Here is a 24804-nt window from a genome sequence, read left to right as displayed (position 1 = left end):
GTTTTAATACTGAAAGGTTGCCCTGTGAACGCGGGTACTTTCGATAAACTTGCCGACTATCTTGTCTCCCTGAAGTAGAATGCGATAAAAAAGTTAAAATCTAATACTTATTTTTTGGTGCCTTAGGATCTCTCAACCAGCTGCTATTCGATAGAAAAGCCTAGTATTGGCTATTGGCACGTATTTTTATGGGTTATGACACAAGATATCTAAAGCAAATCTGGGGGCAGAGAAAGTGCTGTCCTATTTCGTCGTTTTATATGATTTTTTATTGGGCGGGAGGATTGTCTTTCGCGGCGCACTAATGGTATCGTATTCATAATCATGTGTAATCGAGCCGCAGAGGAATCCACTCTCCGTGAGGAAAGGCGGAGCGGGGATCCCTCTTGCCGCTTGATAGCGCTTTCTTTGTTTCCATAGGGGGGGCCTATGCAGCAAATCTGGTCGAACTTCTCGCCTGTTTTCCGTAAATTTCTCGTGTCGTATCTTATTATTCTTATCTTGCCGAACATAGCAGGATATGCCTCTTACCGGGCGTCGATCGATGTCGCGGAGTCAAGCTCCATCGAGAACAGCACCAAGACCTTGCGGCTTAGCAAGGAAATACTGGAGCGGCGCCTTCAAGAGGTAGAGGGGTTTACGAAGCAGCTCGCCATGAATCAGGATCTTAACCGCCTGATCGTCGATCCCAGACCGCTGGACGCCAATAACGTAGTCGGACTTGGGCGCATGCAGCGCAGCCTTACCCATTACAGCAGCACGAACGATTACCTGGCGAACTATTTCGTATATTTACAAAATTATAATGTCGTGATCACGCCTAGTACGCTGTTTTACCGGCCGGAGCATTATTATGAGCTTAATCAGATGGAGAATATGAGCTTCGCGGAATGGAATGACGCCATCCTGAAGAAGCCTCACCTTAACGAGATCATGCCGCTGCGCACGTATACCCGAAATGAGGGCAGTCCGTCGGTGAAAAGCGCGTCTGCGATCACCTTCCTGCAGTCTCTGCCCATTAACAGCTTCAACAATCCGCAAGCCACGGTTGCCGTCATCATCGATGAAGAGAAGATGGGCAGCATGTTTCAAAATACCGTGGAGCAATACGGGGGCTGGGCGATGGTTACCGATCCGGAAGGGGGGACCCTTATTTCCCAGGGGATTGACGAAGAGGGGATTGCGAGACTCGGGTCCGTTCCGACCGGTGCGGACGGCGACACGATGCGGTTCGAAGATGGGCAGTTTCTGATCTCGATCAAGTCGGAGCTCAACGGATGGCTCTATACCGCCGGCGTTCCCGAAGAAGCGATCATGGAGAAAGCGAACCGAATCAAACGGGTCACTATCATCCTGACAGGCGCCGCGTCAATTACGGGACTGCTTATCGGTCTGCTTCTCGCTTACCGTCACAGCGCACCGATTCATCGGCTGTTGACGGTATTTCGCGAATATGGCAGCTCAGGTGAGGAATCGGCCAGGAACGACCTGGATTTTCTTGCGGGCAATATTTCTAAGCTGATCACCAGCAGCAAACGGCTGGAGACGGAGCTTCAGGAGCAGCTTCCGCTGCTGCGGGACGCATTCATCAAGCGGCTGCTTGTCGGTGAGTTCTCCTCCGCCCGGGAAGTCGAAGCGGTCTCCTCCCAAACCGGTATCGAGGTCATAGGTGGTCAGGGGCATGTCGGCATCTTGAAAATAAACGGCTACGGCGGCCTTCAAAGCGGGGAAATCGTACAAGAGCTGAGTGTATGGCGTCTGCTCCTGAAGCAGATGCTCCAGGAAGCCTATGCGAACATCCTGATTACGGACTGGGGCACCGACAAAATCGCCGTGGTCTTTATGCAGGACGACGAAACGGACGGAGATGACGCTTACCCTGACGAGACGCCGCTTGGGAAGCTGCAGGATACGGCTTACGGGCAGTATCGGCTGTCCTTCAACATCGGCATGGGAGCGAAGTACACGGTGCTGTCCGATGTCAGCCGTTCCTTCAACGAAGCCCTACAGGCGCTGGATTACGGCACCTATATCGGAGCGGAAGGGGTGACCCGGTACGAGGATGCGGTACGCGAAACCGCCATGTATTATTATCCGCTCGATTCCGAGCAGCGTCTGCTCAATACGCTGAAGGCCGGCGAATGCGGGGAGAGCCAGCGCATTCTTGCGCAATTGTTCACGCGAAACTTCGAGGAGCGGGACCTGTCCTACGAGATGACGCAGCAGTTTATCATTGAACTGAAGGGTACATTCCTCAAGCTGACCGAGAAGAAGATCTTGCACAACGAAGTGCTGGCTGAGGAGATCAAGAACCGCATTGCGCAAATCCAGCCGACCGAAGGCGTTCTGCAGATCAGACGGACGTTCGAAGGCTTGGTCGAGAGTATTTGCAGCGACGTCGTGCGGAAGAAATCGGATATGAACGCCGTTACGGTGAAGGCCGTCATCGATTACATCAATGAGCAGTATTCCGATCAGGACCTTACGCTGTACCGCGTAGCCGAAAGGATCGGCAGACCGGAGAAATTCATCTCCCAGCTGTTCAAGGAGCATACCGGCGAGAACCTTTCGGAGTACGTCGAGCTCGTCAGGATGAACAAAGCGGCGGAGCTGCTGCTGGAGAACCGCCTGACGATCGACGAGATCGCCGTACAAGTGGGCTACAACAGTACACATTCGTTCCGCAGAGCCTTCAAGCGGGTGCGAGGCGTGTCGCCCAGCGCCTTCCGCCAGCTTAAGGAATAGGTACGCAGCGAAAAACCCATCCGGCCGGATGGGTTCGTTTCGTACGCCGAAAAAGCTGTCCTATCAACGTTTTTAAGGGTACATTTCCGGTTTTGTACGGATGGGGAAGAAGTGTACGCTTTACAGGTTTCGTGACGGTGACATAGGATTAGGCCAAGAAACCGTTATCATTTCGAGCGGATCGTTGCACAGGGTCCTGCTCTCAATCTGGGGGGGTTAATCTGAGTACAGCGATTACGAACGTCAAGAAGGCCAAATCCACAGGAAGAAGAACTTCATTACGTACGGCAGCGTTAAAGAGCCTGAAGCGCCACTGGCAGCTCTACCTGCTGGTGACCCCGCCGGTAGCTTACTTTATGATCTTCAAGTATCTGCCGATGGCTAACGCCGTGCTGGCCTTCAAGAACTACAACGTCATTAAAGGCATCTGGGGCAGCCCATGGGTTGGAATGAAATACTTCGACCTGTTCTTTCAGAATCCCGCGTTTAAGACCCTGATTGTGAATACGTTGTACATTTCGTTTTATCAGCTGGCCGTAAGCTTTCCGATTCCGATCATACTGGCGCTTGCACTCAACGAAGTGAAGAATGTGCGCTTCAAGAAGACGGTACAGATGGTGACCTACGCGCCTTACTTCATTTCAACGGTCGTTATGGTTTCAATCGTGATGCTGTTCCTGTCTCCGCGCCTTGGCATCGTCAATACGATCGCCAATGCGCTCGGCTTCGAATCCGTCAACTATCTGGGCGATCCTTCGCTATTCCGATCCGTCTACGTTTTCTCGGACGTGTGGCAGACGATGGGCTATTCCGCCGTCATTTACCTGGCCGCCTTGTCGGGCGTCGATCCGTCCCTGTATGAAGCGGCGAAGGTGGACGGGGCGTCCCGCTTCCAGAAGATCCTCAACGTTGATATACCCGGCATCATGCCGGCGGCGGTCATTATCCTTATTCTGAGTGTCGGCAGCATCATGGCCGTGGGCTTCGAGAAAATGTACCTGCTGCAGAATCCGCTGAACCTCTCGACGTCCGAAATCATTTCGACGTACGTGTACAAGATCGGGCTGCTGAACGCCAACTACAGCTTCGCGACGGCGGTCGGCCTGTTCAACTCCGTCATCAACCTGGTGCTGCTGCTCGTCGTGAATACGATCGCAAGACGCGTATCCAACACAAGCCTATGGTAGGGGCATACACAAGGGAGGGAAGATCATGCTAATCGCCAAAACACAGTCGGGTCATGCTGCAGGCTCCGTTAGGAGAGCCATTAGAGAATCGTTGGGAGACCGGATTTTCATTGCCTGCACCTACATTTTCCTGACCGTAGTGTTGATCGCCGTACTGTATCCGCTAGTGTACATTCTCAGCTCATCCATCAGCAGTCCGGCTGCAGTATCATCGGGCAAAGTGTGGCTGTGGCCGGTTGATCTGACCCTGGATGGCTATAAGGCGGTGTTCCGGAACGACCAGATCATCTCCGGCTATGCCAACTCGCTGTTCTACACCGTATTCGGCACGCTCATCAGTGTCTCTCTTACGATCATGATCGCTTACCCGCTGTCCAAAAAATCGTTCTTCGGCCGGAGTCCGCTGATGATCTTCGTCACGTTCACCATGCTGTTCTCCGGCGGGTTGATCCCGACCTATCTGGTCGTCAAGTCGTTGGGCATGATCGATACCCGGTGGGCGCTTCTGATCCCGAACGCAATCTGGGTATGGCAGGTCATCATCGCCCGGACGTTCTTCCAGACGACGATTCCCGACGAGTTATCCGAGGCTGCCGAAATCGACGGGTGCAGCGATATGAGATTCCTATTCAGCGTCATCGTTCCGCTTGCGAAACCGATTATCGCCGTACTCGCGCTGATGTATGCGGTAGGTCAATGGAACGCTTACTTCGACGCGCTGATCTATCTGAAATCGCAGTCGATCTATCCGCTCCAGCTGATTCTGCGCAGCATTCTGATTCTGAATAACGGAACGGGCAGCATCGACGCCGCCGAGATGGTGAAGCGTCAGCAGCTGGCGGAGCTGATGAAATATTCGCTTATCGTAGTGGCAAGCTTGCCGGTGCTCGTCATCTATCCGTTCGTACAGCGGTATTTCGTGCAGGGCATGCTGATCGGTTCGGTCAAAGGCTGACCGGACGGCGGCCAAGCCCGAGTTCACCATGCTAAGGGGGGATTTGTATGTAGCCGTCGTGTCTGTGTCGCTGTTCGATTAAAATAACAATAGGGGAGAGGTTATTTTGAGAAAAACATGGACGGTTATCGCTGCGGCGATTCTGATTCTCAGCATGGTTCTTGCCGGATGCTCATCGAATAATGGCGGCGGCAGCGCCGGCGGAGAGACGGACACGGCTTCTTCCGGGGAGAAAGTTACGATCAACGTATTTGCACAGCAAGCAAACGACGTCGATCTGAAAACGAACAAGTTCACGAAGCTGATGGAAGACAAGTTCAATATCCAGTTCAACTGGACGACGGTTCCGTTCGACGGTGCAGCCGAAAAGAGACAAATCTCACTTGCGTCGGGAGACTATCCTGACCTCTACCTGCTGATTCCTTGGGTAGACCGCTTCTCGCAGACCGATTTACTGAAGTTTGGACAACAAGGCCTTATCGTTCCGCTTAACAACTTGATCGATCAGTATGCGCCGAACATCAAGCGAATGCTGGAAAGCAACGAATATTACAAAGCAATGAACACCGCTCCCGATGGCAACATCTACGGCCTGACGGGACTAAACGAATGTTTCCACTGCTCGTACCCGAACAAGATGTGGCTGAACACGAAATGGCTGAAGCAGCTTGGTCTCTCCAAGCCGAAAACGCTGAAAGAGTTTAAGGCCGTACTCGAAGCATTTAAGACGAAGGACCCGAACGGCAACGGCAAAGCCGACGAAGTGCCGCTGAGCGGATCCATTGAGCCTTACGGCGTGCACATCATTCCATACCTGATGAACGGATTTATTTACGACGACGACAGAACCTATCTCATCATGAAGAACGGCAAGGTCGATACGGCGGCCAACAAGCCAGAGTGGAAGGAAGGACTTGCTTACGTAAAGTCGCTCTATGATGCTGGGCTCATCGATCCGGGCGCGTTCACGCAGAATGCGGAAGCGTTCAAGAAGATCGGCGACAACGCCGATGCACAGCTTCTTGGCGCCGGTGCCGGCATGCATCCCGCCCTCTTCGTCAATACGGCGACGGACGCTCCATACGGGAAGGATTACGACCCGGTGCCGCCACTGCAGGGACCGCATGCAAGTTATGCAACGTTTAACTATCCGATCGATCCGGGCGCATCCTTTGTTATCACGAACAAGGCAAGCAAGGAAGCGCAGATCACGGCTATCAAGATGCTGGATTACATCTACACGCAAGAGGGCACTATGAGAGCTTATCTTGGTGAAGAAGGCAAGAGCTGGCGCGGACCGCAGGAGGGAGACGTGGCCCTGAACGATAAGGTTCAGCCGCTCTATAAATCGATCCCGCTGGCATCTGGTGAAAAGCCGCGCAACGACAACTGGGGAGCACTCAGTCAGTACAATCATCACCGGGCGTACCGTGATGCCGAAATACAAGGCAAGGACATTTATGCGGCTGACGGATACGAGCGCCGGTTGTATGAAGCGACGCTTCTTATGGAGAACAAGGAGCCGGAAGAGATCTTCCCGCACTGGGCGCTGTGGGTGGACCCTGCCCATACGGACGAAGCAAGCATGATGCAGACCAACATCAAGGACTATATCGACCAGAACGCACTGCAGTTCGTAACGGGCACCAAGAGTCTGGACAAGGATTGGGATGCTTATGTGAAAGGTCTTGAGGATCTGAATATGAAGCGTTATCTTGAAATTATGCAGGCTTCCTACGATTCCTCGACGATCAACAAGTAACCACGGCCGTGCATGTTTCCAGCAGGCATCTCCATTCGGAAGAGGAGACGCCTGCATCTCTTGACGACATGCAGGAATACCGTACAAGGAGGCAAATCATGAAACTTCATTACGACAGGCCGGCCCACGTATGGACGGAGGCGCTTCCGATCGGTAACGGAAGGCTCGGTGCTATGATCTTCGGCGGGGTGGAGGACGAACGGCTCCAGCTGAACGAAGACACGCTGTGGTCGGGATTTCCGCGGGACTCGAACAATCCGGGAGCGAAGGAATGGCTTCCGCAGATTCGCAGGCTGATTGACGAAGAACGGTACCAGGAAGCCGACCGTGCGGCCAAGAACATGATGGGTGCCTACAGCCAGTCCTACATGCCGCTTGGCAATCTGCAAATTCATTTCGAGCACGGCGATCTTGCCGATCGCAGCCAGTATCGCAGGGAGCTGGACCTGGAGTCGGGCATGGTGCGGGTCTCCTATACGATCGGGGGCACTCGATTCACCAGGGAAGTGTTCGCTTCGCATCCCGATCAGGTCATTGCGGTACGCCTGACGGCAAGCGGCGAGGGCAAGCTTAACTTCCATGCGAGGCTGGACAGCCCGCTCCGTCATGCCGCTTCGGCGGAAGAGGGCGCATACGTTCTGCGCGGCATCGCACCGGAGCAGGTATGGCCGAATTATTACGCCAGCGGTCAGCCGATCGTATACGGGGATGCCGAGACCACCGAGGCGATGCGTTTCGAAGGACGCCTTGCCGCAACCTCCGAGGGCGGCACCATGACGGTCGATTCGGACGGGATACATATTATCGGGGCAGCCGCCGCGACCCTGATCTTCGGCGCCGCCACCAGCTTCAACGGCTTCGACCAGCTGCCGGGAAGCCAGGGCATCGACCCGGGACCGGTCGTCAAGCAGGTGATCGAGCGTGCGGTCGCCAGATCCTACGAAGAACAGCGCGAAGACCATATCGCCGATCACGGGCAGCTGTTCGGGCGTGTACAGCTCTCACTCGGCGGCGGTGCAGAGCGCGAGCATCTATCCACCGACAGGCGGATCGCTGCATTCGACGGACAGGATAACGGTCTGGTGGAGCTCCTGTTCCAGTACGGCCGCTATTTGTTGATCGCAAGCTCCCGTCCGGGAACGCAGCCGGCGAATCTGCAGGGTATCTGGAACAAGGAGACCCGTCCGCCGTGGAGCAGCAACTGGACAATCAATATTAACGCCCAGATGAACTATTGGCCTGCAGAGACGGCAAATCTAGGCGAGCTGCATGAGCCGCTGCTGACCTTCATCGGCAATCTGGCCAAGAACGGAGCCCGGACGGCGGAAACCAACTACGGTACGCGGGGCTGGACGGCTCATCATAATTCCGATATCTGGGCCATGTCCAATCCGGTAGGGGATTTCGGGCACGGCGACCCGGTGTGGGCGAGCTGGCCGATGGGCGGCGTGTGGCTGTGCCAGCATCTGTGGGAGCATTACACCTTCAGCCGCAGCACGGACTATCTGCACGAGAAGGCTTATCCGGTCATGAAGGAAGCAGCCCTGTTCTGTCTGGACTGGCTCCATGAGGATGGGGAAGGCCGGCTGGTGACGTCGCCGTCCACATCGCCTGAGCACAAGTTCCGTACCCCTGACGGAGGTCTTGCGGCCGTCAGCCGGGCGGCAACGATGGACCTGTCGCTGATCTGGGATCTGTTCACGAACCTGATCGAGGCCTCCGAAGCGCTTGGGACCGACGAGGCTTTCCGCGAGGCGCTTCGATCTGCACGGGAGCGGCTGCTCCCGCTGCAGATCGGGAAATACGGCCAGCTGCAGGAGTGGTCCAGGGATTTCGAGGACGAAGACGTTCACCACCGTCACGTCTCTCACCTGTTCGGTGTCTTCCCCGGCCGCCAACTGACCGAGCGGGAGACGCCCGAGCTGTTCGCCGCCGCACGCAAGTCGCTGGAACGGCGAGGAGATGAGGGAACAGGCTGGAGCCTGGGATGGAAAGTCGGCCTGTGGGCCCGTTTCCGCGACGGCAACCGGTCGCTTCGCCTTCTCTCCAATCTGCTCAAGCCGGTGCGCGAAGACGAGCCGGAGAATTACCATCGGGGCGGCGTATATCCCAACCTGTTTGACGCGCACCCGCCGTTCCAGATCGACGGCAATTTCGCGGCGACGGCAGGGATCGCAGAGATGCTGGTCCAGTCGCATCAGGACTGCATCGAGCTGCTGCCTGCGCTTCCGGACGCCTGGCCGCAGGGCCGTGTTACAGGGCTGCGTGCACGCGGCGGCTTTGAAGTGAGCCTGAGCTGGGAAGGCGGACGTCTCGCGGAAGCGGAGATCGTCTCGCTTCGCGGGGAGCCTTTGGCCATCCGCTCTTCGGAGAGCATGCAGGTAACCGAAGACCGCGAGGAACGGGAAGCTTCGGAGGCCGCCGGTGATGTATACCGGTTCCCGACGAAGGCCGGTTCGGTTTACCGCATTACACGTTCCATGAATAAAGCTTGACGTACGAGGCTGCCGGCTTGCCGGCGGCTTTTTGTATAACACGCGATAGCTTAGAGGAGGTGCCGGAGGACAAGAACATATATTGATTAAGGGCCGCTTAGTTGCGGTTTTTTCATTTTAAGGATACATGTTCGAAAATGACATTCCAATCGGCAGACCTCCTGCCTCCATAACAAGAAAAGAATTAACCATCAAAAGTGACGGGAAGGTATGGTGCTCGTTTCTGATCGGCGAACCGGGGTTCATTCACGTGAACGCCGAGACGGAACTAACCATTACCGCCCAACTGGCAGCAAGCGACCCCATCTTTCGTGTTTTGCGGGTTCATCCGGACATCGGTCTTCTAGCCATTGACTTCAGCCGACGGATCCGGATGAGGATCAGCTCACTGCTCTCGAACAGCAGTTGCTAAACCATGCTTCCGCGTTAGTTCCCTATCTGCAGAAGTTCGCACGATGATTGATGAAGAACGACGTATTCCTGATGAAGTGATTCATAACATTTCGGATGCGGGGCTGTTTAAGCTTGGCACACCGAAAGAGTACGGGGGCCATGATGTGAGTATCCGTGCCATGGTCGAGATTATCTCCGAGGTGGCTAAGGGGAATGGTTCTGTTGGCTGGGTCATTCAAATCATCAACGGAAATAACTTTAATGCATCACTATCCTTCCGGCGTATTAGATTCGATCTATAACCAGGTAGAGGAGTTACGCTTTTGTTCTGTACTACTGGCCAATAAAACGGTCGTGAAGAAAGTGGACGGAGGGTATTGGATAGAGGAAGGCTTCTGGGGGTTCGGTTCAGGTTCAAAGCATGCAACCCATGCTTTGTTAAACTTGCAGGACAGAAAGTTCATGCAGGAAGGCGGGGCTATGGGGATGATGCTGGCCGTCATTCCGTAATAGTCTGGAAATCAAGAATGTGTTCGTACCGGAAAAATGTGTCATCACCCAAGAAATGCATCAGGGAGGTGCGCTGCCTGCCCAGCCCAAGGGACGTGACAGATACAGACCTTACGCACAGCTTATTGTCAGCATCACTACGGGAATAAGCGCGATTCTCGGACTCGCCAGAGGAGCTGTCGAATATTTTGTTGAAAAAGCTCCTCACAAGGGAATTGCAATGACGGTTCATACTTCTCAAGCGGCCGTGGGTCATATTCAGTATAAAGTAGGACTTGCGGCTATGAAGGTCGAATCCGCTCATCTTCATATCAGTCGAACCATTGACAATCTGGAGCGCCACGTGCAAAACGCAGAACTATTAAGTTTAAAGGAAATGGCACAGCTGCAGACCGATATGACCTATGCAGCCATGTTGTGCTGGGAAGCCGTAGGTCTGCTAATGGCAGAGAGCAGAGGGAGTGTCATTGCCGATTCCAATCGCTTGTCTCAAATATTCCGGGACATTAGAGGCGGCTCCAATCATGCGTTGACTACAGCATCGACTGGACTAGAGCTATACGGAAGAGTATTGATGGGTTTGCCTCCACAGCATGTCATCATACTGGGTGCTGCAGCTTGGGGGAGGGACAAATGACTCTTTCCCCCTCCCTCCGTAAGCTGGTACTCACCATACACGTGATTACTACCATGGGATGGCTCGGCTCCGCAGCCGCTTATATCCCCATAGCCGCCTATGTCCTAAACAATCAAGATGCCGAAATGATACGATCCGCTATCCAAGTCATGTCCTTGGTTGCTAATCTGATTGTTGTCCCCGTGGCTTTTGCATCGCTGCTCACCGGAGTTGTATTATCACTTGGCACGAAGTGGGGGTTGTTCCGTCATTATTGGATCTTTCTTAAGCTTTTGTTTACCGTTATAGCCGTATTTATGTTGGTCGCATACATCCAAGAACTGAGCCATGCGGCATCCATAGCATCAAAAAGCACATTGTCGAGCACCGACATCAGTATTTTGAAGGATACGATTCATATCGTACACCCAAGTGGAGGATTGTTGATCGTGCTTGTGGCCACAGTCTTGTCAGTGTACAAACCTAAAGGTATGACCAGGTATGGATGGCGTAAGCAGCTGGAGAATAAAAGCAGTACCGAGCCTTATACAACACCGCGCTGGATAAAAATAGTTGGGTCCGCAGTTATCGTTTTGCTCCTGCTAATCGCTGCTGCGGCATTGAAGTAACATTCATTAAGGGCCGCAATCCATGAGAAACCGGGCATGCTGTTGGATGATAAAATGTAGACATAAAGGAGGCTGCATAGGGGACGTGTAATCCTGATGACGAATGTGCGAGAAAACCAGGAGGGGAGTCAGACGCATGGCAAAGATCGTTTTCGCATTGAACCAGTCTCTGGACGGGTTCGTCGACCACATGGCATTTCAGCCCGACACCGTGCTATTCCGTCATTTCATCGACGACGTGCGCGGCCTGGCGGGCATCTTGTACGGGCGCCGCATGTACGAGACCATGCGGTATTGGGACGAAGACCATTTGGAATGGGATGCACCGGAACGGGAATACGCAGCGGCGTGGCAAAGCAAACCGAAGTGGGTGGTGTCGAGGACGTTAAAGTCTGTCGGTCCAAACGCTTCTCTGATCGAAGGCGACCTCGCAGCGGCCATACGTGGGCTGAAGGCTCAGCATGAAGGGGAGATTGAAGTTGCCGGGCCCGAGTTGGCGCACAGTCTAACGGAGCTCGGTCTCGTTGATGAGTATCGACTCTATCTCCATCCAGTCGTGCTGGGTCACGGCAAGCCGCTCTTCGCCGGTCCGCGGCCGCCGCTGCGTCTCGTGGCAAGCGATCGAATTGGCGAGCAGGTGATCCGATTGACCTACGTTCCAGTTTAGTGGTCGGAGGACAAGAACATATATTCATTGAGGGCCGCATACGTTGCGGTTTTTTCTTTTTAAGGATACTTTGTCACAGAGCTTAAGCCTTAGGATCTCTCAACCGGCTGCTATTCGACAGAAAAGGTGTTGGCACGCATTTTTAGTCAGTTCTTGAATGCTTGGTAAGCGAGCAACTGCCGGGGAGACCCGACGGTTGCTTTTTTCACGAAAGGGTTGTGACAGGCAGGGGCGATCTTGCTCTGCGCCCCCGGTTTTTTTAGCAAATCTTTACAAAGGGAAAGATTGTAACTATCTCTCTATGATATATAATAGTTATAAATAGAAAAAAAGTGCAATATTTAGAAAAAATACAATGCTGTCCCCATAAATTTCTCATCATTTTGATGCTGCGAAATTTCTTCACGACAACCGTCAAGAAGTCACATAACATTGCACGTTTCAATTCATCAGGCAGCCAAGCTATGAAGAGAAATCGACCTGAACAAGGAGTGCAAACAGGTGAGCTTACATACCCCATCTTTTTATCCTTTAACCCATCCCCAACAGCGCATCTGGTTTACCGAGATTTTGCACCCCGGCCGCTGCATGTTTACTTTGGCCGCTATTTTGCCGCTCCCTGGAGAGGTCAATCCAGCTGTCGTGAAACAGGCGCTTGATCTGACGGCTCAAGACCATGAAGCCGTACGATTGCGCGTATCGTTGGTGGGCGGAGAGCCCAAACAGTCCGTATGCGAGATCCTAAAAGAGTACATTTATAAAGATTTCTCCGGCCAAGTAGACGGCGAAGAGAGGGCGAGAGAATGGACGGCGGGCCATGTAGGTACACCCATGGCTTTGTACGATGCTCAATTATATGAAGCTGCGATTGTGAAAGTCAGGGAGGATCTGCATTGGGTCGTTCTGACCATGCATCATTTGATCGCCGATGGCGCGGCGTTTGTCTTGTTTGTCTCCTGCTTTGCCGAGCATTACACGGCGCTGGTGAAACATAAGGTAATCGAGCGGAGAACCAGGCCCTCCTATCTTGATTATATTCAAGCGGAACGGGAATACGAGCGTTCGGAGCGGTACCTCAGAGACAGGGAATTTTGGCTGAAGGAGTTCAGCACGCTGCCCGAACGCACAAGCTTGCGGGCAAATTCCCCGATGCCTCCAAGTACTGCCGCTGCCAGGAAAAGCATGGTATTTGGCGATGACCTATTTCGAGAGGTCCAGTCGTATTGCAAGAAAAACGAGCTGGGCCTCTTTACGTTTTTTTTGGGCGTACTCTACCTGTTCATGCATAAATATTATCGTCAGCGCGACATCTCGATCGGCACGGCTTACGCCAATCGGACGACGAAGAAAGACAAAGAAACGATCGGCATGTATGTCAGCACCGTTCCGATTCGGCTTCAGGTGGACAGCGTAACGGACGTACGTTCGTTTTTGCGGGTCGTATCCAAAGAGCAGGCCGCGATCTTACGGCACCAGAGATATCCCTATAATCAAATGATTCAAGATATAAGGAACCTCCATAGCACGAGCCATCTTTTGAGCTTGTTTGACGTCTCCATTCAATATCGAACGTTAGCGAAATTCCCGATCGGCGGGGATCGTTTCATGACGATCGAACCTCTCTTTTGCGGCGACACTTTGAACGATTTCGATCTGCACGTGTTGGAACTGACCGATGAGGGGCAGCTTGCGCTGCTGCTTGATTACCATACGCAAGCTGTAGACGAGCAGGAAGCAAAGCGAATATTGGACAGTTACTACAGGTTGGTCGAACAGATTGTGGCTGCTCCCGACCTGAAGATCGCTGAGCTATCGCTGTTGAGCCCTGCGGAAGAACGGCTGCTTCTTTACGATTTCCAAGGCGCCGCTGCGGAATATCCTCGTCAGGCAACCGTACATGCCCTGTTCGAGGAACAGGCTGCCAAGACGCCGAAGCATACCGCGCTTGTTTCTGGGACGGAGCGATTGACGTATGCCGAGCTTAACGAACGAGCCAACCGGCTGGCGCGGATCCTGCGGAGAGAAGGCGTAGGACCGGGTCAGCGGATCGGGCTGTATGCGGAGAAATGCACGGAAACGATCGTTGGCATGCTTGGTGTGCTGAAAGCCGGAGGAGCTTTTGTGCCGATCGATCCACAATATCCGGATGAACGCAAACGATTTATGCTGGAAGACGCCGGAATTCGGCTTCTTTTGGTTAGTGGAAAAGCTGAGGGGCCCCTTGTATTCGAGGGCATAACGCTGGCTGTGGAACAAGCGCAAAACGCGGAAACGGACGGTTCGAATCTCGATCCGGTCGGGGGATCCGGCGATCTGGCTTATGTGCTGTATACATCGGGGACGACCGGCCAGCCGAAAGGGGTTATGATCGAACATAGGGGCCTATGCAATTTGCGGACGTATTTTCATGATGAATTGAAGATGAATGAGCAGGAGAGGGTGCTGCAATTCTCCAGCTTTTCTTTTGATGCGTCGATCTGGGAAATCCTTATGGCGCTATACTCCGGGGCTGCCTTATATATTCCTTCTTCTGCTGACATTTTGAATTACATGCGGTTTGAACGCTTTATCGACGAGCATGGGATTACTACAGCCGTGCTTCCTCCGACGTATGCCCATTATATAGAACCCGCGAATGTTCCTGGCTTGAAAAGGCTGATCACCGCAGGCTCGGCTCCTTCCGCTGCGCTGGCAGAGAAGTGGAAAGATCACGCTGCGTATTATAACGCCTACGGTCCTACCGAGAATACGATCTGTGCTTCTGTTTGGACCTACAGCATGGGTTTGGCGACGCTCAAGTCGGTCCCGATCGGCCGCCCCATTTGCAATCATCGCTGCTACATTTTAGATCAGGACGGCCAGCTGCTTCCGATCGGCGCGGTCGGCGAATTGTACCTGGCGGGCGCAGGCGTGGCCCGTGGGTATTGGAATCGTCCCGATCTGACGGCGGCGGCATTCATGTGCGACCCGTTTGTTCCAGGAGAACGGATGTACAGAACCGGAGATATGGCCAGATGGCTGCCGGACGGCAACATTGAATATCTGGACCGGATCGACCATCAAGTGAAAATCAGGGGTTATCGGATCGAATTAGGGGAAGTCGAATTTCATATTCTACAAGCGGGTTCGGTTCGCGAAGCAGCCGTTTTGGCCCAGGAAGATGCGTCCGGTCAGCAGCAGCTTGTCGCCTATATCGTTGCAGACGGTCAGCAGACGGCCGAAGACATGAGAACGAGGTTGGAGGGAGTGCTGCCTTCCTACATGGTCCCTTCTTTCTTTATTCAACTGGCGCGGATGCCGCTCACGCCGAATGGAAAGCTCGACCGCAGAGCGCTTCCCGTTCCCGGAAGGAGCCTCATGGGAACGGGGGATTATGCGGCGCCTCGAACGATGATCGAGCGCATGCTGGCGGAGGCTTGGCAGCAAGTATTGGATGTGCCGGCCATCGGGATTCATGACAGCTTTTTCGAACTGGGCGGCGATTCGATCAAATCGATTCAGATTTGCTCCAAATTGCTGCAGGCTGGCTACCGCCTGGAGGCCGGGGATTTCTTCCGTCATCCGACCATTGCGAAGCAGAGCGAGGTGGTGCAGGCATCCGCACGAATGGCCAGCCAAGAGGAAGTCAGCGGACCGATCACGTTAACGCCGATTTTGCGCTGGTTTTTCGAACGGGATTTGGCGGAGCCGCATCATTTCAATCAGTCGTTCCTGCTGCACCGGGCCGATGGATTCGATGAAAAGCTGCTGCGGCTCACAGCCCGGAAGCTTGTAACCCATCATGATGCGCTGCGTCTTGTTTTTTGGCAGACGGAGGAAGGCTGGCAGGGCCGAATTCGTGGAACGGAAGAAGGAGAAGCGTTCCATCTGGACGTCTTCGACCTTCGGAACGAAGCGGACTGCACAGCAGCTATGGAAGCGGCAGCGAATGCCATGCATCGGAGTATGGATCTGTCGCGCGGCCCCTATCTGAAGCTCGGGCTGTTTCATTGCACGGATGGCGATTCTCTTCTTATCATCATTCACCATTTGGCTGTGGATGGAGTGTCCTGGCGAATTTTGCTCGAAGACTTGGCAGCCGGGTATGAGCAGTGCAAACGAGACGAACCGATCTCCTTTCCTTATAAAACGGACTCGTTCCAAATATGGTCGGAACAATTGGAAAACTACACCAATCGATCGGAACTCGCAGAGGAACGAGCCTATTGGGAGCAGATCGCACATGCCGCGGTTCTTCCGATTCCGACGGATGATGTGCAGCATATGCCATTATGCCGGGATAGCGCTTACGTGGAAGTGCAATGGACGCAGCAGGAAACGGAGCGGCTGCTGAAGCTGGCACCTCGCGCTTACCGCACAGAAGCAAATGATTTGCTGCTTGCTGCGCTAGGTGCTTCCCTCCATGCCTGGAGCGGCTTGGAGCGCATAGGGGTGATGCTGGAAGGACACGGCCGGGAAGCAATCCTTGAGGAGGTCGATGTGACCCGTACGGTGGGATGGTTCACGAGCCAGTATCCCGTGCTGCTTGACATCCGCAGCGAGGACGATTGCCGGGCGCGCATCCGGAAGGTGAAGGAGAGGCTGCGCAGCATTCCCCGCAAAGGGATCGGTTATGGGCTGCTCCGCTATATGGCCGGCTCGTCCGAACGCGATCCGCTGGTCATGCCGGAGCCGGAAATTGGGTTTAACTATTTGGGCAGTTTCGACCAAGCTGCGCACCTGGCGACACTGATTCGCACTCATTCTATCGGAGACCCGGTGAGCGAGCAAGCGCCCCGCTTATTTAAGCTCGATATCAACGGTTGGATCATGCAGGGCGCATTAACGATGACCATCAGCTACAGCACCAAGCAGTACCGTGCGGAAACGATGGGACGGCTGGCCGATCTGCTGCATGCCAGTCTGCAAGAAGTGATTGCCCACTGCGCAGGACAGACCTATTCGGAAGTCACCCCGAGCGATCTGTTGATAGAGGGGGTGACCTTGGAGCAATTGGATCGCTTGAAGGAGCAATACCGTTCTGTGGGCGAGATCGAGGATGTGTACCCGCTCTCTCCCATGCAGCAAGGGATGTTGTTCCATCATTTGAAGAATCCGGTATCGCATGCGTATGTCGAGCAGGGCTTGTTCGATTTGCAGGGCAATGTGCAGATGGCGCTGTTCGAGCACAGTTTCCATACGCTTATCGAGCGCCATCCGGTTCTGCGCACTAATTTTTCCAACAGCTGGCTGGAGCATCCTGTGCAGATGGTATACCGGCAGCGGCGTGCCGAATTTTCGTACGCGGATTTACGGCAGCTAACGGATACCGAGCGTGACGCACAGATCGATGCATGGACTCAGGCCGATCGGGAGAAAGGGTTCGATCTGGAGCGCGGCAGCCTGATGCGCGTATCGGTTCTGCAAACCGGCGATGAGATGTATCGTGTGCTGTGGAGCTTCCATCATATTGTGATGGACGGCTGGTGCTTGTCGCTCATCATTCAAGAATTATTCAATATCTACCGGGAGGCATCGACAGATCGGCAGCAGCCGACGCTTCCAGAAGCGGCTCCTTATCGTGCCTATATCGAATGGCTGGGGAAACAAGATGATCAGGCCCATTCCCTCTTCTGGCAGGGGTATTTGTCCGGCTATGAGCAATTGACGAAGCTGCCCCAGACCCTTCCTGCTGAGAAGGCTGGCGTGTATAAGGCGGCTAAAAGGACGTTCGTACTTAGCCGGCAGCTGACCGAACAGATGCATCGGTCGGCCAAGCAGCATCAGGTGACGCTGCCTACGCTGATGCAGACGGCATGGGGCGTGATTTTGCAAAAGTACAACCACAGCAGCGACGTTGTATTCGGAAGCGTCGTCTCAGGGCGTTCGGCCAACCTGCCGGGAATCGACCGGATGATCGGCCTGTTCATCAATACGGTTCCGGTTCGTATTTGCTGCGAAGGGGATGCGGATTTTCTGGAGGTCCTGAAGAAGCAGCAAGAGCAGGCGCTCGCATGCCGCGGTCATGAAACGTATCCGCTGTATGCCATTCAAGCGGAGAGCACCCAAAAGCAAGCGCTTATCAGTCATATTCTTGTCTTTGAGAACTATCCGTTGGAACTTCGTCTGAAGCAGTATGACCCAGACGGCAGCGGGCTGATGTTAACGAATGCGGCGATGATCGAGCAGACCGATTACGATTTTAATTTATGCGTGACTCCTGGAGAAGAGATTCGCCTTGACTTTGAATACAACGCGTCCGTTTTCCAAGAGGAAAGCATGACGCAGTTTTACGGTCATCTGGAAACGATCTTGGAGCAGGTGACACGGAATCCGAGCATACGGCTCAATCAATTGCGCCTGGTAACGCTCGAAGAGCATGCGCTGTTGACTGAAACCTTCAATAATATGGGAGTTAGGGAAGGGATGGAATTCCCCGGCAAGCCGTTCCATCTGCTGTTCGAGGAGCAGGCGGAGCGAGTACCACAGGAGATTGCCGTGGTTTGCAGGGAGGGCAGACTTACGTACCGCGAGCTGGATGACCGGGCCAACAAGCTGGCTCGGGTACTGCGGGTGTCCGGTGTCGGCCGGGAGACGCTCGTCGCCATCATGGCGGACCGCACTGCCCTATTGGTTGTCAGCGTATTGGCTGTCTGGAAAGCTGGCGGCGCCTACGTGCCCATCGATCCCGACTACCCGGAGGAACGTATTCGTTTCATGCTGGAAGATTGCGGTGCAGCGGTATTGCTGACGCAGTCCCGTTATAGAGAGCGTAGTGCGGCGATGGCGTCCGGGGCGGTGCTCTATCTGGATGACGAGGCGCTGTATGATATCGCTTCCCGGGAAGCCGAGATCGTGCCGGTTGTCAATGACCCTGGCGATTTGGCTTACGTCATCTATACATCAGGAACGACAGGCCGGCCGAAAGGCGTAATGATCGAGCACAGAAATTTGGTCAATACGGCACAGGCTTACTATCGGGAATATCGGTTAGGGCAGTTTCCCGTTCGACTTCTACAGCTCGCGAGCTTTTCGTTTGACGTGTTTGCCGGCGATTTGGCCCGAACTCTTAGTCACGGCGGCGCCATGTGGATTTGTCCGCAGGAGGACCGCATTGATCTGGCCCGCCTGTATGATTGGATTCACACTTATGATATTACGATATTCGAATCCACGCCTGCGCTGCTCGTTCCTTTCATGGACTACGTGCATGAGCAGAAGCTCAATATTCGTTCTGTGAAATTGATCATTACCAGCTCCGATAGCTGTCAGGTGACCGATTACAGAAGCATGCAGGTGCGCTTTGGCGAACAAATTCGTATCATCAATGCCTACGGCGTGACGGAAGCGGCTATCGACTCGGGCTTCTACGACGAACCGTTGAAGAAGCTGCCCCCATCAGGTTATGTGCCGATTGGGAAGCCGCAATTGAACGCCCGCTTCTATATATTAGATCACGGCATGAAGCCGGTTCCGATCGGTGCCGTCGGGGAACTGTACGTTGGCGGAGCCGGGGTAGCGCGAGGATACCTGAACGCTCCGGAACTGTCCGCCAGGAAGTTTGTGCCTAGTCCCTTTGTGCCCGGCGAGAGGCTGTACGCGACAGGCGACCTGGCCCGCTGGATGGCCGACGGCAATGTGGACTTTATTGGCCGAGGCGACCAGCAGGTGAAAATTCACGGCTACCGCATTGAACTGGGCGAGTTGGAGTCGGCGATATGCCGCTTCGCTGGCGTACGGCAGGCAGCTGCCAGCGTACGCGAGGATCGGAACGGGCAGGCCTGCCTGTGCGGCTATGCAGTCTCCGATGAGGTGTTGGATGTGGCGGCTCTCCTTGCGTTTTTGCGGAAGTCGCTGCCGTCTTACATGGTGCCCGATCATCTCATGCAGATGGAGCGGCTGCCTTTAACCGTAACGGGGAAGGTGGATCGCCGTGCGCTGCCGATACCGGACAACCGTACTGCCTCGTCAGTGAACTACGAGGCTCCCCGCACACCGCTGGAAGCGGCGCTGGCCAAGGTGTGGCAGGCCGTCCTTGGCGTGGAGCAGATCGGCACTCGGGATCATTTTTTTGAACTAGGCGGAGATTCGATCAAATCGCTGCAAATTTCGTCAAGGCTGCTTCAACTTGGATACAGGCTGACGATTAAAGATTTGTTCATGTATCCGACCATCGCCGAACTTAGTCCGCATATCCGGCAGGCGAGCAGGACCGCCGAACAAGGCGAGGTGAAGGGGCGGGTGAAGGCGACTCCGATTGTTCGCTGGTTTTTCGAACAGGGGCATCGGGACGCCCATCATTATAATCAGGCGCAGATGTTTTATCGGCGGCAGCGATGGGTTGAGGCTGCTCTGCACAAGGCGGCGGCCGCTATCGTCAAGCATCACGATGCCCTTCGTCTCGCAATACGTAGGGTTGACGGCGGTTACGAACTATGGAATCGCAGTGTGAGCGACGGTCAGCTCTACAGCCTGGAAGTGATCGATCTCACGGAGGCAGCGGATGCCGGACAAGCCGTCGAGGCCGAGGCCAACTCCCTGCAAGCCAGCCTGTCGCTATATAACGGACCGCTTGTCAAGCTCGGGCTGTTCCGGTGCACAGAAGGCGACCATCTGCTGATCGTCATCCACCATGTGGCCGTCGACGGGGTATCTTGGCGTATCCTGTCCGAAGACCTTGCGGCTGGCTACGAGCAGGCTCTGCAGGGAGAGGAGATTCGTCTGCCGCTGAAGACGGACTCGATTCAGACATGGTCGGAATGGCTGTCCCGTTATGCGAACAGCCCGGAGCTCGAACGCGAGCGTACTTACTGGGAGAGGATCGAGCAATCGGCCGAATACGCCTTGCTGCCCGTCGCGAACCCTGTTCGCAGACTGCTTCTCAAGGATAGCAGGCTGCTGGCTGTTCAGTGGACTCAAGCGGAAACCGAACAGCTCTTGAAGCTGGCCTCCCGTGCGTACAATACGGAGGTGAACGATCTCTTGTTGACCGCCTTGGTGATGGCGGTTTACGGCTGGAGCGGACAGTCCAGCGTGCTCGTGAATTTGGAAGGCCATGGCCGGGAATCGTTGACGGATGATGTTGATGTCTCGCGGACGATCGGTTGGTTTACCGCTATGTATCCCGTTTTGCTGGAGCTTGACGCATCCGGTTGTACGGGCAGGTTAATCAAAACCGTGAAGGAAGAGCTGCGGCGTATTCCTCACAAGGGGATGGGCTACGGTGTGCTGCGGTACTTATCGGAGACCTGCGGGGAAGCCGCGCTCCGGGTGCAGCCGCAAATCAGCTTCAACTATATGGGACAGCTCGAAGAGGACTTGGCCATCAGCGGATTCGCGCGCTCACCTTATTCGGAAGGGCTGCACGTCAGCGAAAACGCCTACCTGGAACATCTGCTGGACATCAACGGCATGGTCTCCGCGGGCCGTCTGTGCATGTATATCCGGTACGGTGAAGCGGCGATCGCTCCAGCCTCAGCCGAACAATTGGCCGATCGGCTGCATGCCAGCCTTCGGGAAGTGATTACCCACTGCGTCTCGCAGGAAACACCCGCGCTGACGCCGAGCGACGTGCTGCTTGAGAACGTGAAGATCGAGCAGCTGGAACAATGGACGGCGCGGACATCGTCCGTCGGGCAGCTTGAGAATGTGTACGGCCTCACGCCGATGCAGAAGGGAATGTTGTTCCACAGCATCAAGGATCCCAAGCTGGGCGTTTATTTTGAACAGGCAACTTTCGATATAACGGGTCACTTCGACTTGGATATATTTAGGAAAAGTTTGGATTTGCTGGTCCAGCGCCATGAGGCACTCCGAACGAATGTGTTTACCGATTGGCACGAGGAGCCTGTGCAAGCGGTGTTTCGCAGCCGAAGCAGTGCGCTGTATAGCGAGAATCTGAGCATGATGCCGCCCGATTGGCAAGCGGCACATCTGGCCGATTTCATACGGCAGGACAAGCAGCGCGGATTCGATCTCGAACGGGATTCGCTGATGCGAGTGACGATTTTCCAGCTGGCCCCGGCCTCGTACCGATTGGTGTGGAGTTTCCATCATCTGTTGATGGATGGCTGGTGCATGTCGCTCATGACGAAAGAAGTATTCGATACTTATATAGCCTTGATCGAACAAACCCCGTTAGAACGAAGTCCTGTTACTCCATACAGCCGGTATTTGGATTGGCTGGGCCGTCAAGACCGCCGGGAAGCGCTGACGTACTGGGGGCACTATGTGCAGGATTACAGCCAGCAAACCGTACTTCCTGGTGCTAGACCGCAGCAGGAGGGGAGCGAGAAATACAGGCTGGCGAGGCTGGATTTCAGTCTGGGCCAGGAATTGACAAGCCGTATCGAACGTTCGGCCAGACAGCATCGGGTTACCGTCAATACATGGATTCACGCAGCATGGGGCGTCGTGCTGCAGAAGTATAACGGGAACCGCGATGTGATGTTCGGCAGCGTCGTATCGGGCCGCCCGGCGGAGATACCGGGGGTCGAGCGAATGATCGGGCTGTTTATTAACACCGTTCCCGTGCGCATTCGTGCGAATTCCGGCGATTCGTTCTCCCAGATTATGAGAAGAACGCAGGAGTCTGCCCTAGCTTCGCAACCGCATGAAATGTTCCCGCTCTATGAGATACAGTCGCTCACCGACCAGAAGCAGCATCTGCTCAGTCATCTCGTTGCTTTCGAAAATTATCCGATAGAACAGCAGCTGGAGCAAATCGGAAGCGGGCGGACTCGATATTTTACGGTGTCGAATGTGGAAACGACGGAACAAACCAATTACGACTTCAACTTGATTGTTGTGCCCGGCGCGGACATGCAGATCCGCTTCTCGTACAATGCGCTCGTATTCGACCGAGCTGGGGTGGAGCGCATTCGCGGACATTGGATCAAGGCGATAGAGCAGCTCGCAGCCGATGCGAATCTGTCTGTGGAAGCGCTGGAACTGGTTACCGAGCAGGAAAGAAAGCAAATCATGCTGGCGTTCAACGATACGGCTGCGGACTATCCCCGGGAAGCGAGCATTCAGGGGCTGTTCGAAGAACAGGCTCGCCGGAGGCCGGACCGGATCGCGGTCGTGTGGGGGAATGAGCGGCTCACGTACAGCGAGCTGAACGAACGGGCGAACCGATTGGCCCGGACGCTCTGCGCTCAAGGCGTGGCTGCGGAGGAAAGGGTCGGCCTTATCGCCGGACGCAGCATCCATAGCCTTGTCGGCATGCTGGCTATATTGAAAGCGGGCGGCGCCTATATGCCGATGGACCCGGGTCATCCACAGGAGCGCATTCGCTTTATGCTGGAAGATGCCGGAGTCAGGCTGATGCTGGCTCCCGGCGCTTGGCTGGACCGTGCGTGTATGGAATGCCGAACGCTTGCGCTGGACGACATGGGCTTCTACAGGAAAGAGGGAGTGGGAGTCCATCCGAGGCAGGCGGCTGGAGGCGGGCAGACCGGAGGGGACCGGCTGGCTTATGTGATGTACACCTCCGGTTCGACGGGCCATCCCAAAGGCGTCCTGACGACACACCGCAACGTGATTCGTCTGATCAGCAACACAGACGGATATGCCGATCTTGACGAGAATACCCGGCTGCTGCAAACCGGGGCGATGGTCTTTGACGCTTCGACGTTCGAGTTGTGGGGTACGCTGCTGAACGGCGGAACGCTGGTGCTGCCCCCGGACGATATTTTATTGGATGGCCATGCGCTGCGGCAAGCGATTCGGGCGCACCGGATCAACACCATGTGGTTGACCTCGCCGCTGTTTAACCAGCTGAGCATGGCGGGCGGCAAGCTGTTTGAGGGCGTGCGTACGCTGATCGTCGGGGGCGATGCGTTGTCCGTTTCCCATGTGAACCGTGTAGGGCGAGACCACCCGGGGCTGCGGATCGTGAATGGATACGGCCCGACAGAGAATACGACGTTCTCCACGGTATACGTGCTGGATGGGGAACAGCAGGGGGCGGTGCCCATTGGCCGGCCGATTGCGGGCACGGCTTATGTGGTGGACGCTTCGCTCAAGCTGGCGCCGATCGGCGTGTGGGGCGAGCTGCTTGTCGGCGGGGATGGCGTGGCGCGCGGGTATTTGAACAGGCCGGAACTGACGGAATCGGCGTTCATAGACAGCCCGTTTCGCCCAGGCGAGCGCTGCTATCGGACTGGCGATCTCGCCAGATGGCGGGAAGACGGGACGATCGAATTCGGAGGCCGAATTGACGGGCAGGTGAAGATTCGGGGCCACCGGATCGAGCCGGGCGAGATAGAGGCTTCGCTGCTGAAGCTTGCGGGCGTGCAGGAAGCGGTAGTCATCGTGAGGGAGGATGGGAGTCATGCCAAATCTTTGTGCGCTTATTTCGCAGCCGGACAGAAATTAAGCGCGGAGACCCTGCGAAGAGAGCTGTCTCAGAAGCTGCCGGGGTATATGCTCCCGTCGTATTTCGTCCAAGTGGAACGGATTCCGCTTACGCCTAACGGGAAGATAGACCGCCCTTCCTTGGAGAGGGTCCGCATCGAAGAGGAAGCAGAGGGAGCTGTCGCCGCGGAGAACGAGACGGAATTGGCCATTTCTACTATATGGAAGAAGGTGCTTGGAGTAGAGCGCGTCTTGCTGGATGTCAGCTTTTTTGATGCAGGTGGGGATTCCTTGCGTGCCATGCAAGTTCACCAATGGATTCGCGAGCAAGTGAACGAAGAGGTCACGATTGTGGATTTGTTCCGCTACCCGACCGTCCGGTTATTGGCGCAGCACTTGACGGGAACGCGGCGAGGAGCTGAAGAAACGCGGGCCTATGCGGAAATGACCGACCGGCGCATGCAAGACATGGAGCTGCAGAGGCAGCTTAGAATGAGAAGGAGGTAGCC

At 54.9% G+C, this 24804-nt stretch carries 11 protein-coding genes; all 11 read left to right on the top strand.

Features of this window, described 5'->3' with window-relative positions:
• The first annotated feature begins 429 nt into the window (after window positions 1–429).
• Window positions 430–2745, top strand: a complete 2316-nt coding sequence (locus ACP26L_RS17880) for a helix-turn-helix domain-containing protein (protein WP_426454547.1) — start codon at window positions 430–432, stop codon at window positions 2743–2745.
• A gap of 332 nt (window positions 2746–3077) precedes the next feature.
• Window positions 3078–3932: an ABC transporter permease gene (locus ACP26L_RS17875; protein ID WP_426454546.1), complete on the top strand. Its 855-nt coding sequence runs from the start codon at window positions 3078–3080 to the stop codon at window positions 3930–3932.
• 25 nt (window positions 3933–3957) lie between these two features.
• Entirely contained in the window at window positions 3958–4887 is a 930-nt protein-coding gene (locus ACP26L_RS17870) for a carbohydrate ABC transporter permease (protein WP_426454544.1), read from the top strand.
• A gap of 106 nt (window positions 4888–4993) precedes the next feature.
• Window positions 4994–6649: an ABC transporter substrate-binding protein gene (locus tag ACP26L_RS17865; protein ID WP_426454542.1), complete on the top strand. Its 1656-nt coding sequence runs from the start codon at window positions 4994–4996 to the stop codon at window positions 6647–6649.
• A gap of 98 nt (window positions 6650–6747) precedes the next feature.
• Entirely contained in the window at window positions 6748–9144 is a 2397-nt protein-coding gene (locus ACP26L_RS17860) for a glycoside hydrolase family 95 protein (protein ID WP_426454540.1), read from the top strand.
• 455 nt (window positions 9145–9599) lie between these two features.
• The gene (locus ACP26L_RS17855) at window positions 9600–9839 is read left to right on the top strand and encodes an acyl-CoA dehydrogenase family protein (RefSeq protein WP_426454538.1); all 240 of its coding nucleotides are present in this window, start codon (window positions 9600–9602) and stop codon (window positions 9837–9839) included.
• Window positions 9799–10047: a hypothetical protein gene (locus ACP26L_RS17850; protein WP_426454536.1), complete on the top strand. Its 249-nt coding sequence runs from the start codon at window positions 9799–9801 to the stop codon at window positions 10045–10047. Before ACP26L_RS17855 ends, ACP26L_RS17850 begins: the two co-directional genes overlap by 41 nt.
• Before the next feature lie 19 nt (window positions 10048–10066).
• Entirely contained in the window at window positions 10067–10684 is a 618-nt protein-coding gene (locus ACP26L_RS17845; protein ID WP_426454535.1) for a hypothetical protein, read from the top strand.
• A gap of 41 nt (window positions 10685–10725) precedes the next feature.
• Entirely contained in the window at window positions 10726–11292 is a 567-nt protein-coding gene (locus ACP26L_RS17840; protein WP_426454533.1) for a hypothetical protein, read from the top strand.
• Window positions 11293–11428: 136 nt separating this feature from the next.
• Window positions 11429–11959: a dihydrofolate reductase family protein gene (locus tag ACP26L_RS17835; RefSeq protein ID WP_426454531.1), complete on the top strand. Its 531-nt coding sequence runs from the start codon at window positions 11429–11431 to the stop codon at window positions 11957–11959.
• 501 nt (window positions 11960–12460) lie between these two features.
• Complete coding sequence (locus tag ACP26L_RS17830) at window positions 12461–24802, top strand: amino acid adenylation domain-containing protein (RefSeq protein ID WP_426454529.1); 12342 nt, start codon at window positions 12461–12463, stop codon at window positions 24800–24802.
• Window positions 24803–24804: the final 2 nt, after the last annotated feature.

This window comes from Paenibacillus sp. S-38 (assembly GCF_049942825.1).
Lineage (GTDB): Bacteria > Bacillota > Bacilli > Paenibacillales > NBRC-103111 > Paenibacillus_G.
Note: the sequence above shows the minus strand (reverse complement) of the source record. Positions and strands in the feature narration are given on the sequence as shown.

What these genes read in the sequence shown, in the direction of transcription:
- ACP26L_RS17880 (WP_426454547.1), top strand. Translation starts at nt 430, where the DNA reads ATGCAGCAAATCTGGTCGAACTTCTCGCCTGTTTTCCGTAAATTTCTC.
- ACP26L_RS17870 (WP_426454544.1), top strand. Translation starts at nt 3,958, where the DNA reads ATGCTAATCGCCAAAACACAGTCGGGTCATGCTGCAGGCTCCGTTAGG.
- ACP26L_RS17860 (WP_426454540.1), top strand. Translation starts at nt 6,748, where the DNA reads ATGAAACTTCATTACGACAGGCCGGCCCACGTATGGACGGAGGCGCTT.
- ACP26L_RS17855 (WP_426454538.1), top strand. Translation starts at nt 9,600, where the DNA reads ATGATTGATGAAGAACGACGTATTCCTGATGAAGTGATTCATAACATT.
- ACP26L_RS17850 (WP_426454536.1), top strand. Translation starts at nt 9,799, where the DNA reads ATGCATCACTATCCTTCCGGCGTATTAGATTCGATCTATAACCAGGTA.
- ACP26L_RS17835 (WP_426454531.1), top strand. Translation starts at nt 11,429, where the DNA reads ATGGCAAAGATCGTTTTCGCATTGAACCAGTCTCTGGACGGGTTCGTC.